The organism is Maridesulfovibrio pacificus (SeqCode) (genome assembly GCF_048612815.1).
GTDB lineage: Bacteria > Desulfobacterota > Desulfovibrionia > Desulfovibrionales > Desulfovibrionaceae > Maridesulfovibrio > Maridesulfovibrio pacificus.
Map to the genome: position 1 here is coordinate 191,253 of NZ_JBLZNE010000003.1, position 14,029 is coordinate 205,281.

Annotated in this window: 15 protein-coding genes; all 15 read right to left on the reverse strand. The window is 48.8% G+C overall.

The window, feature by feature from the left end:
- From ACNI23_RS20175 to ACNI23_RS20245, 15 genes are read right to left on the reverse strand one after another with little or no spacing between them, the layout of a single operon-like run.
- Positions 1 to 1,155, reverse strand: coding sequence for a DUF2062 domain-containing protein (locus ACNI23_RS20175; protein WP_420251010.1), 1,155 nt, complete (start codon positions 1,153 to 1,155; stop codon positions 1 to 3).
- Complete coding sequence (locus ACNI23_RS20180) at positions 1,145 to 2,539, reverse strand: lipid biosynthesis B12-binding/radical SAM protein (RefSeq protein ID WP_420251011.1); 1,395 nt, start codon at positions 2,537 to 2,539, stop codon at positions 1,145 to 1,147. The genes ACNI23_RS20175 and ACNI23_RS20180 overlap by 11 nt, the downstream gene beginning before the upstream one ends.
- A gap of 7 nt (positions 2,540 to 2,546) precedes the next feature.
- Positions 2,547 to 3,026 carry an acyl-CoA thioesterase gene (locus ACNI23_RS20185; protein ID WP_420251012.1) on the reverse strand — a complete coding sequence of 160 codons (480 nt, stop codon included), beginning with the start codon at positions 3,024 to 3,026 and terminating at the stop codon, positions 2,547 to 2,549.
- Entirely contained in the window at positions 3,026 to 3,412 is a 387-nt protein-coding gene (locus ACNI23_RS20190) for a 3-hydroxyacyl-ACP dehydratase FabZ family protein (RefSeq protein ID WP_420251013.1), read from the reverse strand. The genes ACNI23_RS20185 and ACNI23_RS20190 overlap by 1 nt, the downstream gene beginning before the upstream one ends.
- A gap of 4 nt (positions 3,413 to 3,416) precedes the next feature.
- Positions 3,417 to 3,938, reverse strand: coding sequence for a hypothetical protein (locus ACNI23_RS20195; RefSeq protein ID WP_420251014.1), 522 nt, complete (start codon positions 3,936 to 3,938; stop codon positions 3,417 to 3,419).
- Complete coding sequence (locus tag ACNI23_RS20200) at positions 3,931 to 6,321, reverse strand: MMPL family transporter (RefSeq protein WP_420251015.1); 2,391 nt, start codon at positions 6,319 to 6,321, stop codon at positions 3,931 to 3,933. Before ACNI23_RS20200 ends, ACNI23_RS20195 begins: the two co-directional genes overlap by 8 nt.
- Before the next feature lie 2 nt (positions 6,322 to 6,323).
- Positions 6,324 to 6,956, reverse strand: a complete 633-nt coding sequence (gene lolA2, locus ACNI23_RS20205) for a flexirubin biosynthesis/transport protein LolA2 (RefSeq protein ID WP_420251016.1) — start codon at positions 6,954 to 6,956, stop codon at positions 6,324 to 6,326.
- Positions 6,944 to 7,438, reverse strand: a complete 495-nt coding sequence (locus ACNI23_RS20210; protein ID WP_420251017.1) for a hotdog family protein — start codon at positions 7,436 to 7,438, stop codon at positions 6,944 to 6,946. Before ACNI23_RS20210 ends, lolA2 begins: the two co-directional genes overlap by 13 nt.
- Before the next feature lie 15 nt (positions 7,439 to 7,453).
- Complete coding sequence (locus ACNI23_RS20215) at positions 7,454 to 8,485, reverse strand: radical SAM protein (protein ID WP_420251018.1); 1,032 nt, start codon at positions 8,483 to 8,485, stop codon at positions 7,454 to 7,456.
- Positions 8,486 to 8,501: 16 nt separating this feature from the next.
- Positions 8,502 to 8,900, reverse strand: a complete 399-nt coding sequence (locus ACNI23_RS20220) for a hypothetical protein (protein WP_420251019.1) — start codon at positions 8,898 to 8,900, stop codon at positions 8,502 to 8,504.
- A 44-nt stretch (positions 8,901 to 8,944) separates the two neighbouring features.
- On the reverse strand, positions 8,945 to 9,697 hold the full coding sequence (locus tag ACNI23_RS20225) for a lysophospholipid acyltransferase family protein (RefSeq protein WP_420251020.1): 753 nt from the start codon (positions 9,695 to 9,697) through the stop codon (positions 8,945 to 8,947).
- Between the two features lie 34 nt (positions 9,698 to 9,731).
- Complete coding sequence (locus ACNI23_RS20230) at positions 9,732 to 9,986, reverse strand: acyl carrier protein (RefSeq protein ID WP_420251021.1); 255 nt, start codon at positions 9,984 to 9,986, stop codon at positions 9,732 to 9,734.
- On the reverse strand, positions 9,986 to 11,212 hold the full coding sequence (locus ACNI23_RS20235; RefSeq protein ID WP_420251022.1) for a beta-ketoacyl-[acyl-carrier-protein] synthase family protein: 1,227 nt from the start codon (positions 11,210 to 11,212) through the stop codon (positions 9,986 to 9,988). Before ACNI23_RS20235 ends, ACNI23_RS20230 begins: the two co-directional genes overlap by 1 nt.
- Positions 11,194 to 12,690 carry a phytoene desaturase family protein gene (locus tag ACNI23_RS20240; protein ID WP_420251023.1) on the reverse strand — a complete coding sequence of 499 codons (1,497 nt, stop codon included), beginning with the start codon at positions 12,688 to 12,690 and terminating at the stop codon, positions 11,194 to 11,196. Before ACNI23_RS20240 ends, ACNI23_RS20235 begins: the two co-directional genes overlap by 19 nt.
- Positions 12,690 to 13,904 (reverse strand): beta-ketoacyl-[acyl-carrier-protein] synthase family protein, encoded by a 1,215-nt coding sequence (locus tag ACNI23_RS20245; RefSeq protein ID WP_420251024.1) that lies wholly within the window; start codon positions 13,902 to 13,904, stop codon positions 12,690 to 12,692. Before ACNI23_RS20245 ends, ACNI23_RS20240 begins: the two co-directional genes overlap by 1 nt.
- Positions 13,905 to 14,029 lie beyond the last annotated feature (125 nt).

Sequence of the window (14,029 nt, forward strand, 5' to 3'; positions counted from 1 at the left end):
TTACTGCGGTTTCATATCTAAAAACCGTTTAATGGTAAACGCCATAATGTAGATCGTAATGCCGATAATTGCTGCGAATGACGGTCCCAAAACCAGCGAACCCAATACCCATTCATAGAAGCGATCCAGCGCTTCGTAGCCCAGTGTCTGTAAGGAGATTTCGGTCAGAAACTGGTTGTAGCGCATATAGTGACCGACTTCGATACACAAGGCCGGAACCAGCGGCGGAATGCATAGCTGGCTTACGGCAAGTCCGGTGATCTTGCTCAGCCTGAAAAAACTGCAAAGAAAAAGGATGGCAATGGAATGCATTGCGATAAGCGGCAAGGTGCCGAGCAGCATTCCCATTGCTCCGGCAATAGCCAGATTGAGCGGTGTCTCATCCTTTGAGAGCAGGATGCGCAGCGAACGCAGGGGGTGGATGGGGGTAATCTTACCATCTTTATCCTTGTCATACTGGCGGTGAGGCACAGGCATAAAGGAACGCATGGTCAGCTTTGTATTCAAGAGTGAAATACGAACATTGTCCTTGATGGCATCAAAGTGCGAAACCCGTTCGTCCGGTGAAGGGTAGTGCACTTCAATGGGCAGGTCTTTCAGCTCGTATCCGGCCCATGCTGATTTTACCAGAATCTCTACCTCAAAGGCGTAGCGGGTTTCAGAAGTGTTTACCACGGAGAAAATTTCCAGCGGGTAGGCCCTGAATCCGCTCTGCACATCACTGAGTTTGATCCCGGTTTGGACCCGCAGCCAGAAGTTGGAAAAGCTGCGCCCGAACTTGGAGGCTCCGGGCACATTCTGTCCTTCGAAATTCCTGCTGCCAACGAAAATGGCTTCCGGGCTTTGCTCGATTGCTTCCAGAAAAATCGGGAGATCTTCAGGGAAATGCTGCCCATCGGCATCAATGGTGATTATGTGGGTCTTGCCCAACTCACGAGCTTTATCCGCAGCAGTAAGTATGGCCTGACCCTTGCCGAGGTTCTCACTGTGGCTGACCACGGTAAGATCAAGGTCACGGACTTTATCAGAACCGCCGTCAGTGCTGCCGTCATCAATAATCAGCACTTCACCGTAGTTCAGAGCTCGTCTGGCCACTTCGCGTAAGGTTGCACCGTGGTTGTATACGGGAATAACTATTAGCGGCTTAACCTGCATAAGCGGAATCTGCGGCTGACTTAGTAGATGTTTTATTTCCGGGCTGGTCATCAAATTTTATCAACTGGTCCCAGAGAATTCCCCGGAATCCAAATTTTTTCATAATGTTAATGCGTTGCTGGCCTTGGTCAGGCGGGAATAGTCGATCCCTGCGTTTCTTGAATCCTTTGGTCAGGGCCGCATTCATCTCATCTTTATCGAGCCGGGGGGAGAAGTAATAAAAAGGTTCAAGCAGCGATTGGTTGGGGCGGATTAAACCCTCTTTAACGGCTCTTGTAAAGAGCGGGGTTCCTTCATGCAGCCGTATGCCTGAAAAGGGGAAAACCACGCAGTTACGCAAAGAGTTAAGGTTCTCAATTCCTTCACGAACCGTATCCATTGTTTCGTCTGGTCCGCCGAATATTACAAAATGAGCACATGGAATACGTTGCTGCACACATTTATCATTAAATTCCATGACCTCATCGAAATTGAAGCTTTTCCGCAACCCTTTAAGAGTGGTATCGCTGGCGGCATCGGTACCTACTTCCATGGCTTGCAGGCCGGAGCGTTTGAGCAGGGCCAGTTCATCATGTTCAATGGGACCGGGCTGGAAAAAACCGCACCAGCTGATTTTTAATTCCCGGCGTATAATTTCTTCGGCCATTTGCAGGTAATGACCTGCGCGGTCATTGAGTACGGAGTCGGTAAAGAAAATATTGTCCGCACCGCAATTGCAGAGCATTTCAAGCTCGTCTGCAATCTCGTTTACCGGACGGACCCGCATTCTGTGCCCTTCAAGGTGAGGGTAGGTGCAGTAGGCGCAGTGGTGTTCGCAACCGCGCTTGGTCTGCACATTAATAACCCCGCTTTCCTTGAGGTAATAGCGTAGCAGTTGCGGCTCCCAGCGAGGAATCTGTATTTCGTGGCCGGGAATCCCTTTCCCCTTGCCGTAAATCTGTTTTACCTCTTTACCCTGCTCCAGCTGTGCAATCAGCTCGACCATCTTGCGTTCACCTTCACCAACAATGCCATAATCAGCCCCGGTGAAATCAAGGATTTCCTCCGGCAGCAGTGAGAAACCTGCGCCCCCGGCAATGACCGGAATTCCGGCCTTTTTCAGTACATCCACAATGAGCTTTGCTTTGTGGATGAATTTGTTGGTGTGGGAGGTGAAGGAGTCCACGTTATCCACATTGCGGATTGATATCCCCGCGTAATCCGGTCCGGACTTAGCAAGCGAACTTCGTAGGTGATCAAGGGAGTTCCCTGCCGCAAGCATGTCATATTGGATGACCTCATGTCCGGCATCATGCAAGGCTCCGGCAATGACCGACATACCGATGGGATAAACCGGGTACGGTTCTACATTGGTATTGCTTGAAATGAGAAAAACAATGGGCATGGTACGTCTAGAAAGTCCTGTCTATGGGATTAAGAGTGCCATTCTTCCATTTCTCGCAGAGCTCGGCAAAGAAGTCCGGTTGGAACATCATCAATTCATCATCTTGGACGAAGAGCTGGACAGTGCAGCCGGTGGTGGCTTTTTCCCCGGCAGCATCGCGGATGATGAATTCGTAATTCATGCGGGCGGCCTCAGTCCAATGCAGTAGGGTTTCAATGCTGAATGTTTCTCCGAAACGGAGCGGTTTGATGTAATCCACCTGCATTTTTTTGATCGGCGCGGCTACTTTGTAACGGTAAAAATCCATATACCCAACACCGTACAAATCACCGAGTGCAGTGCGCCCGTCTTCAAAATAACTGGGGTAGCGCCCGTGCCAGACAATATTCATGGGGTCCACTTCTTCAAAACGGACTTTGCGTTTCACAATATGGCGCAATGGTTCAGGCGCGCCTTCGATTTTCGGAAAATATGATTTGCGTGCCATTACACTGCCTCCGGTCCGAATATTAGCTGGTAGGTTGCTGCGGTCTCACCATCTACCGTCAGTGAACATATGGCGATGTGGTTCAGTCCTTTGGCCTTGAGGGAAAATGTGAGAACCAGCTTTTCCATTGGTTTCACGGGGCGCAGGAATTTACAGCGGGTAATTGATTGCATGATTAATTTTTCCGCAGGGAATTCGCGCTCAAGGGCTTCCATTGAAGAGTTCTGCCCAAGCAGGGTCTGGATTACTCCGGGCAGGATTGGGTTGCCGGGAAAATGTCCATCAAATCCCGGAAAAGATTCCTTGAAAATATATGAACGTTTGTAGCCTGAGTCTGTTTTTTCAAGATCGCTGCAGCTGTTTGCAATATGTTCGTTCAGTTCCATATGTTTAAAAATCCTTTATTGATCCGGAATTAAGAAAAAGTTCAAGAGTATATCTGCCCTGCGGATCATTGATGATGGTATGGACTGCAAATTCACGTTTGCCGATTATTTTTTTGCCTTTAGTAATGATATTTGCCCTTTTGAAAGCTGAGTGCTGCGGGGCGAGGAACATTTCATAAATACAATGCATGGATTCATCATAAAAATGCGGAATCATCCGCAGGAAAGGGGAGCTAAATAGCTCTTTTGATTCAAATCCTCCGGCATCACCAGCAGTGATTTCTGCCACCAGCAGCTTCATGCCCATGTCGTTTAGCAGTACCACCCGTGCGTTTCGCTGGGCAGGATTGAGTTGCAGCATGCCGCGCAAGGGCATCCGTTTATTCGCGATTGTAAGCACACCTGAATGTTGCAGCAGATAGGAAGATGAAATTGCAGGGGGGACAGGAGTAACTGCGCTGCGCGAGGAACATCCGCCCAGTATCATGAATACCAGCATAGGCAGCAGAAATTTGAATTTACGCATGTTTGTCCTCGTTCAGGCGCAACAGTTGCGGAAGTATAAAAATCGCGCAGCAGAGGGCCGCCGTGATCCCGATGGAAACTGTTGCTCCTAATGAATTGAGCGAGGGATGCTTGGCAAAAACAAGAACCCCGAAGCCCGCCAAGGTGGTCAGGCCCGAAATTTTTACAGCTTTGATGGTCCACGCAGAAGGTGTTTTGATTTCCTGAAATACCATGAAGATTCCGTAATCGGCTCCAAGTCCGATGACAAGCGGTAAGGCTACGATGTGGAAAATATTAAGCGGAATCTGCAAAACACCCAGCAGTCCAAAGGTTACAGTCACCCCGAAAATTGCCGGGAAAAGGGCCAGAAGAGCCCGACGGAGATTACGGAACAAACCGAAAATGAGCAGCGCCACCATAATGCCTGAGCAGCTGATGAATTTGATAATGTCTAGCTTCATTTCCTGTTCAAGGTTTGCTTTGAAGCGGGATTGAGAAACAAGGCGTACGCGCAGTTCTTTTTCTTTTTGCGCTGAGTAGTATTCATTCACCTGCGTGTTGTCCGGGAGCAGGGTCATAATCAGTTTTTCATGTCCGTCATCGCTCGGCGGTACAAGTAAATCATAGATGAAGCTAAGCGGTCCGGTCCTGTAAACCTCAGCGTTAAGGACAGGTGCCGGAGCCGTGAGCCGTTTAATTGCCGGGGTGAATGCGCCTGATGCAAATCCCAGTTTTTTGCTGCTTTCCAGAACATTTTGCTCTGCATTTTCTTTTCTGCCATCCCAAAATGAAGTCCAGCGATTTCTATTCTCGGCAATAGTTTCAGGCGAAGGCAGGGTCTCGGCAATGCTGACCGCTTTAACGTTGCCCAGATTTTTCTTGATGTCGGACCATGCTTTTTCATTTATTTGCAGGGTTGTTTCCATGTCTTTTCCTGTAGCAAAAAGCATGGATTGGGCGTGCATTTGGCTCCAATTGTCCTGAAAATGTTTTTCCGTATGGGAAAGTTCTTTTGAAATGTAGCCCAGATTCTTTAGTTCCGTGTCAAAATTGTTGCTCAATGCGCCTGCAATTGAAATCACAAAGATGAGTCCTGTGCTCCAAAGTATGAGCTTTTTGTTCCCGTTAATTTGGAAAAGAGGCTTGTTCTTTTCAGCTTCAGGAAATGAATTGCAGAATCGGGGGACAAAGAGCACGGCGTAAGCACAGGCCGCAATTATTCCCGCAACGGAGAATATGGAAAGCTGTTTGATGCCCGGAATGCCCGATACATAGAGGGCTGCAAAGGATGCGCAGGAAGTCGCGGCACCGAAAAGAACTGGCTTGCATATTTTGCGCATGGCTGCGGCTTTATCATCATGATTTTCAGCCAGGGAGAAATAGGTGTGCACGGCAAAGTCTATGGAAATACCCATGAGTACAGCACCGAATCCGATGACTATTGCGGACATTTCATTATAGATAAATGCGCAAAAGCCCAGTCCGGCCATGATAGCGATTCCCGGAGCGAGAAAGACGCTAAGGGCTCCTTTGCTGCGGAATCCGAAGAAAAACAGCAGGATCAACGCGCCAAGGGAGATAATTGAAACAGTCAGGATATCCTTTTTTATGACCGAGGCATTGGCGGTTGTGTAGCAATGGCCGCTCAGCATTTCGATATAAATGTCAGCTTCTTTGAGGTTGTTTTCCGCTAATGCTGATTTTTTAATTTCCTTAAAACGGTCCAACAGCAGGAGGCCGTTTTTAGAATCAGTCATGGAAACATTGGTTTTGGCAATCAGCAGCAGCCCATTTTCTCCGGCTACAAAATATCTATTGCCGATCCTTTTGGTACGCGGAAGGTTCTGCATGGAAGCAATTTTTGGGAGATAGATAGTGCGTAAATTGAGCGGATCAGCTGCGATGATACTACGCATACCGATACCTGCCGGAGAGATAAGCAGTTTTTTTGCGTCACTTAAGCTCTTGTCTATTGCTGTTTTGTAGGTAAGCTTTTGCAGTTTATCCAGATCATTTTGTGTGGTCAGATTTGGTGCTTGCTTAAGCAGGTAGCCCATTATCTGCTGCGGAGTTGTTTCCAGAGCATTAGAATCCTCAAGCAGCGGAGTATTCATCCTGACTGCCACGCTTTGGGCAACAGCACCGATTTTCTCTTCGTTTAAGGAATTACTGGAGATGGAAATAAGTATTTTCCCGGCTAGGGGAGCTTTTTGGAGCAACGCAAAGTCGCGCTTGATATTTCCGTTTTCTCCACTGGGGAGCATTGCTGAAATGTCTTCAGAAAAAGAAACTGAGAGCAGCGGGATGGCGCAGAATAGGACGAAAAGAATAAGAAAAAGCGCGCTTTTTGTTTGATGTTTTCTGTTTTCTGCTGCGGAAGTATTCAACTTTTTGAAGAACATTTTTACTCTTTCAGGAAGATGTTCTGATCCAGTTTCTGATTCAATAGCACGTTGCTAAAAATTATTTTTGTGTAATCCCCACTCGGTTCATGCAGTTCAATAGACTTAAGGTGAGTTTCATCGGGAGCAAAAAAGATGCGGATCAGATTTAGAAATTGCTTTGTTTTGCTCGATTTCGGAGTTAATTCCATCACTGCCGGAGAATAGCTGGTTATTTTGATGGAATAAAGGGATTGCAGCCATGAAATATTCATGGTTGTCCAAGCCAGAATTTGTTCCGAAATGATCGCCATTTCCGGTGAGGTTTCGGTGTCGAATTGAGAGGATTCTTTGCTTGCACCGTCCCATTTCAATCCTTTTTGGCCTTTAAGCAGGAAGCCGGATACAAATGGCGCGGTGTATTCCCAGCGCAGATTGTCCGGGCGTGCAAAACAGAACTTCCCCTTGGCTTCCATGACATCTGCGAAAAGAGTGATATGGCTTTGCTGGGTAAAATCGCTGCTGATGGATTTTATGGATTGCGAACGGGTTTGCAGCACCTTAAGGAAATCAGGCTGCCTATCTGCAACTGCATTGCTTGCTGAAATGATCAGCAGTAGAAAAGTGAGCAGAATTGTTTTTTTTACAATTGCCATGAGGACGCACTCTCACCGGATTTTGACTGTGTAAACAGTTCCGCCATAGACTCATCCTGCGGCACAAAGAGCTTAATTTTGCCCTCGGCTAAGGTTTTGCCTTCGCGGCTGATTGACCCTTCTACTACTGCGAACCCGTCAAAATCACCTACAGTCTGTACGCTGATCAGTAATTCATTACTGGTAAAATCTGCAGTTTTTTGCGGATTGATCTGGAATTTTTGTACTCCGACAAGATAGCCTTCCGGTACGGGCTGACCAAGTGATTTAAGACGGTAACCGCACACTGCGGCGTAAGTTTGGGCCAACAGTTCGATATAAAACGGTGCTAAAACATTACCGTCCTTTCCTTTGGCAATGCACTTTGTGGAAAGGTCTGCCAGTGTGGTTCCAGCTCCCTCTTCGACAGTAAGCACACTGTCTAAGAGCAGCATCTGCCCGCGATGGGGCAGCAGTTTTTCAGCCTGCATGGGAAGATTCATTAAAAAACTCCGAAATTAATTGCGCCAGCAGAGTGGATCTGATGAGAGATAGTCACCGTTCAGGTGATGGGCCATGCCCCGGCATCCGTAACATTCTGCGCTTAAATTACATGTCTTGCATGGTCCGGTGATAGTCTGGCGAATGTTGCGCAGATTATAGAACACGTCGCTCTGCGAAATTATATTTTCAAGTGAGTCAAAGCGCAGGTTACCAGCGGAAATATCCACTCCCGGACAGGGAATAACTTCTCCGGTGGTGGTAATGGTGCAGGAATAAAAATGTCGTTTGCAGGAAAATGCTGCTACGGGCGGTTTCGGTTCCCATTCTATGCCGAATTCTTCTCGGTCAATACGTGAAAGCTCGTCGAATAATTCCCCGATCTGCTCAGGATTGAGAGCCAATTCCATGTGATCCTTGGCTCTGCCCTGATCGGTAATGGTTTCAAAATAAGGGATGATTTTACGGGTTCGCAACCAGCGCCACATTTCCGGAATTTCAGCATAGTTCTGGCGGCAGATGATGGTCTGGGCACCGATGGGGATATCCCCTTTGCTGTATCCGGCTTCAAGGAGATTGTTGAGGCCTTGGCGGATGGCTTTGTGAGCGTCTTTCTTTCCGGCCAGCCGGTCCTGAACATCCGGATCAAGGCTGTTGAATTTTATCACCGGTTGCACTCCCATGGAATATAGCTCAGACGCTATTTCTGGGGTGATACGGGTTCCGTTGCTGAAAAGTTCAATTTCCAGACCGAGTTCATGAATATAACGGACTACATCCATAATGCGGGGGTAGAGCATAGGCTCTCCCCCGCCAAGGATAATTATCTTACGCGCGCCGAGGTTCCGGCACTGATCCACCGCATCGGTAATCTCTTCGAAATCCAGCTCATTATTGAGCTTTTCTCCGGATGAGGCATAACAGTAGATACAGCGCAGGTCACAAACCCTGCTCAGTTCAAGCTCTGCTGTAAGCAATTGCTTGTTTTGGAGGGTATGTTCAATTTCAGCCGTGGTAAATGGGCTTCCCCAGCAGCGGTTTGAATTCATGTTTCCGATATTCCGTTTAGTTCAGACGACTAAGTTCGAGGTTAATGGAGCTGGCAAGGTTTTTAATCCAGGCATTGTAGTTGCTGTGGATCATGTTGCCTTTATGTTTCAGGTTGGTACTGTCTTTGTAATTAATACTGTAGTTCTCAGGGGTGTAGGTAATGTCTACAACAGCCTGATGGGAGCGGAGGTTCAGGGTTGCAACCAGATGCCCGGGAGCAACATCACTCATCTGCCAGCCACGGTCGTAGCCACCTCTGATAATGGCTTTTTTTACTTCGTCCATTGAGTGGTGCTTCTCGCTGGTGTACGCGATCGGAGCCAGTTCAATGTTCTGGATAGGAGCGGTTCTGCATCCGCCGAGAAAAAGTGCGCAGGCAACAAGTACAAAAGCAACGATACGGAGATTCTTCATCTGTAGTTTCCTCGTTTTGAAAGTTAAATTTGTGAAAAATGCTGTTACGCTTCCTGATTCATTCCCTTAATGTAATCAACCATAGTTGTTTTAACCACTCGGCGCAATTCAATATGCGGATTCTGCATGTTCTTGAATTGTTCCGGGTAGATGGGTGGAAGTATTCTAGTACGAACTTTTGCAGGACATATTAACATGTGTCCACGGGGGAGCATATTATAAGTCCCGGTAATGCACAGAGGTACAATGGGCAGCCCTGTCTGCATTGCAATATGAAAAGGACCGGAATGGAAGCGGTTCAGGTTGCCGTATTTGCTGCGGGTTCCTTCAGGGAAAAACATGAGAGAACTTTTTTGCTCCACGGCTTTTTCCGCATGTTCAATGATTGTATCCAGATCATCTTTTTCCACATTAATGTAGCCCGCAAGTTTCATATAAAATCCGTAAAATGGTATTTTAAAGGGCCAGTTGCGCACTGCCATGCAAATGTTGCGTTGTGGCTGCAAGGAGACCAGATAGGGGTCAAAGAAAGATTCGTGGTTGGCAATGATGATGCATGGCTCGGGGAGTTTTCGTTGTTCCGGCCACTTGATATCCACGAACAAGGACATCAGCTTTGAACTGATCCAGCCGTAGTACCAGATCATTCTGCGCAGGGTTTCCGGTTTTTCCCATTTCAGGATGCGGGTAAAGAACAGGTAGCAGAGCGGCGAGAGGATGACCCCGGTCAGGGTCCAGAGGATTATGCTTAGGTATATTCCGGTGTTAATCCAGATGAGTTTAAGGAGTCTGGGCATTGGACAATAGGGTAAGTGGAAAAAGCCGCTTGTATTAAGCGGCTTCGTCTTTTTTGCTCAGGATGAACTTGTGCAGGTCACCGAGAGTCCGGATAGCCTTGAAGGCTTCGTCTTTCTTGATTTTGATCCCGAATTCCTGCTCCAGAACGATGACCATATCCACAGCATCAAGGCTGTCGAGGTCAAGGTCGTCCTTGAAGACTGCTTCAGGGACCATTTCATCAATCTCCAGCTCGAATTCTTCGGCAAGTGCGGAGTTGATTCTTTTTACGATTTCTTCATCTGTCATTATGATCTCCTCAAAACCAGCGATGTATTTATACCGCCAAGGGCGAAATTATTTTTCAGCGCATATGTAATTGGTCTTTCCTGCAAATGCAAGGCGTTGTTTATTGCAGAACATTCCTCGGCAGGATTAGTAAGATTTGCTGTTGGAATTATAGTGCCTTCCTGCATCATGCGTACTGTTGCGATGGTTTCAATCGCTCCACTGGCGGCCATGGTATGTCCCAGATGTCCTTTTAAACTGCTGACCGGGGGAGTAGCGCCGAAAAGGTTTGCAACAGCCTGTGCTTCGGAAGCGTCTCCCTGTAAGGTTCCGGTGGCATGGGCGTTCACATAGTCAATCTCAGATTCGGCGATTCCGGCATCTTTCAAAGCGTCTTTCATGCAGAGGCAGATGGCATCCGCACTGGGGGAAGCCATGTTGCTGCTGTCGCAAAGAGAGGAAAAACCTGTGATTTCCGCCAGAATTTCAGCCCCGCGCTCTTTGGCATGTTCATAACTTTCCAGCAGGAGTATGCCAGCTCCTTCGGAACAGACAATGCCGTCCCGGTCGGAATCAAAGGGACGTGACGCGCTTGCAGGATCGTCTGCACCGGAAGTGGAGGCAGCTTCGATAATATCGAAGGTGCCCACGGTCAGGGGGTGCAATTCATCTGTTCCGCCGCAGAGCATCGCATCCTGTTTGCCGGAAGCAATGGCTTCCGCAGCCAGTCCTATGTTCTGACATCCAGTGGAACAGGCAGCCGAAGCCGCAATAACCCGTCCGCTGATTCCAAGAAACTGCGCAAGGTTGGCGGCGGCACTATGGTTCATAATCTTGAAAAATTCAGTACTGCGGATTGCCTCAAGTGAATTTTCAGGCAGATAGAGTTTGAAAAACTGCTCAAGGGCCTGCGAACTCCCGGTGGTGGAACCTACGGACAGTCCGGTCCGGCCTCCGGTCAAAGTGTCTGTGTCCAGTCCCGCCTGTTCAATGGCTTCAAGTGCAGCCAGCGCGGCGAAAATGGACAGATTTGACATGGTCCTGCGTGCTTTGCGGGGAATAGCCTTGGCGTTCACTTCTGGGACCCGTCCGGCAATGCGCGGACGCAATCCTTTTACGTGCTCAAGTTCTTCCATATGGCTGATCCCGGAGCGACCTTCAATAAGTCCGTTCCAAAGAGCTTCCACTCCGCTGCCCAGTGGGGAAATCGCGCCCATTCCGGTGATAACTACGCGCTGTAAATGCATTTCAGCTCCTCGTGAATCTTTTCGTGTCCGTATATGAATCCGCAGGTCAAATAGGCGGAAACCACCGCACCCATGACTCCGGGGGCGATAATGGATTGTCCGGCCAGCAGCAGCCCTTTGATTTTGGTGGCTGGCAGGGGATTGTATTGCGAAATAGTATGAGCCGCACCGTACATGCTGCCGTATGGTGAGTGGCAGTAATCGCGTAGGCTCAGCGGTGTTGCCGCATCAATAAATTCGACCTTTCCGTTTAATTCTGGGCAGCGTGCAAATACCTGCTGCGCAAATTCAGCCATAAGTTCGGTTTTGAAAGCAAGGTAGCCCTGCGGTCTGTTGCGTAGACTTGAGTCCTGCCACCTGCTGAATTTATCAAAATTGCAAGGCATGATGGCGGTTACACTCTGCTTGCCGTCCCGCCCGAGGGTTTGTCCGGCGGAAAGGAAAATAGCGTTTTCTGACATCCCGGTCCTGCCGGAAAGGACTTCGCTGTAATCAGATTCCGGCCAGAGGTAGATGTTGCGGCCTTGTAATTCTTCCACCGGAGTTTCGGCTATCCCGAAAAGAATCAGCGCGGACACGGTCTCCTGCAATTCGTTGATTCTGCGTTTGAATACCGGGCGGAATATACCGTCTTCAACGCAGTTAAGCATGGACGCTGGATGAGCGGACCAGATGCATATTTCGCCACGCAATTCGTTCCCGTCATCCAGCAGCACTCCTGTGAAATTTTTGTCTGCGTCGTGGTTAATGCGTACAGCCTTCTCTCCGCAGAAAATATCTACACCATGCTCTTTGAGTTGTTTCTGGTACGCGTCCACAAGAGCTTTGCCGCCGCCCTCTATGGTGTGCGATGACCGAAAATATGATCCGGCTACAAGTGCGTGAGTGGAGAGCATAGCCTGCTCCGGCGGGGTGCCGTATAGCAGGGAGTGGCAGCAGAGCAGGTCTTTGAGATCCTGATTGTCAGTGATGGAATCGAGGTATTCAAGCAGGGATTCTGCTTCGTCATGGGCAAGGGAGTCCAGACTGAAATCAAGATCGAAATTCAGGAATGCGGATGAGTCGAAAATAGTCCTGATCCGTTTCAGATATGTATCAATGGCAGTTTTTTCAGAAGGGAAAGCCTGTTCTAAAGTCTGGCGGACCTGTTCATAGCCATAGGGCAGGCAGATCTGGGTCTTCTTTTTTTCAAAGCGGAAGCAGTCGCAGCCGTCCTCATTGAAAGGAATTTTAACCAGATCATCGCTGATGCCGAGATGTTTAAAATATGTATCGAGCGGATCGCCGTCACCCATTCCTCCGATGAGGTGAATTCCGGTTTCGAAATGAACTCCTTTCCTGCTGAAGCCGCGTACTGTCGGGCCGGGCAGGGGAAAGGATTCCACCAGTGCGACCTTGTGTCCCTGTTTAGTCAGCAGCAGGGCCGAAGTCATACCCGAAATGCCTGCACCGACGACTATGTGGTTGTAAGCAGTCATTAGAATTCAAGCACAAGGCAGGAGTTGGTGCCGCCGAAGCCTGCGGAATTGAGCAGGGCTTTTTGCGGGGGGCGGTTGTCGGTTTCGGTGAGAATGTTCAGGCCGGAAGTTTCGTCATCGCCTTCGGTGAAATTAATGTTCGGCGCAGTGAATCCGTAGCGGTTCATGAGAGTTGTATAGACAACCTGACTTGCACCGGACATCCAGAGTTCATGTCCGGTCATGGATTTGGTTGAGGATATGCGTGGTGAATTATCCCCGAAAAGTGTGCGGATGTTGGCGGCTTCAGCTCCGTCTCCAGCCGGAGTGGAGGTGGCATGGGCGCAGATGTAATCTATATCTGCCGGAGTCAGTCCCGCTAGTTTGAGGGCTTTGGCTCCGGCCCTTGCAAGGCCGTCCCTGCCGGGAACTGAAATATGCTCTCCATCTGACGAAAAACCGTATCCGCTGACTACGCCGAGAATTTCTGCTCCGCGTTCTTTTGCCAGGTCATAGCGTTCAAGCACTATGGCTGCTGCGCCCCCGCTGGGCACAAGGCCGTCACGGTTTTTATCAAATGGACGGCTGGACTGAGAAGGATCGTCGGTGCGATTGGAGAATGCTCCAAGTCCGTCAAAGCTACACATGGATTGCCAGTTCAGTTCCTGCGCGCCTCCGCAGATGATCCGTTCCTGCTGGCCTGTGGCTATAAGGTTGAAAGCCTGACCTACGGCATGTCCTCCGCTGGAACAGGCTGAACTGATGGTCCATGCAGCTCCGCGGGTTTTGAAAAGGGTATTAAGGTTCATGGTCACACAGGAGGTCATGGAACGGAAGACCGCGCCGCTGCCGATTAGTGAGGTCTCACCCCGCTCTTTGAGCAGTTCAACCTGATCAAGGGCGGCAATACAGCTGGAGTCACAACCGAAAATTAGGCCGCTTTCATCGTTGTGCAGATTTTCTTCAGTGAGGCCGGATAGCTCAAGGGCTTGTTTGGCGGCAGCGTAAGCCTGTACAGCAAAATCGGGCATGGTTTTGCGTTGCTTGCGTCCCAGCCATTTTTTGGGCTCAAAGTCTTTGATTACCCCTGTCAGCGGACTTTCAAAGCCAAGCCTGATTCGCTCCTCATCCACCTCAATACCGGAACGCCCTTGTTTGAGGGCATCGGCAATGGTTTCAAGGTCTACGCCCAGAACGGATATGGCTCCTATTCCTGTGATTGCCACTTTGTACAAAAGAAAAGCTCCCGGATACTAGGTCTGGTGTTCTCAAATTGAGTCCACAACGGACAAATCAATACTTATTTTTTAGGGTAATAATAAATATATTATTTTATTCATCCAATCCATGTTGATGAATC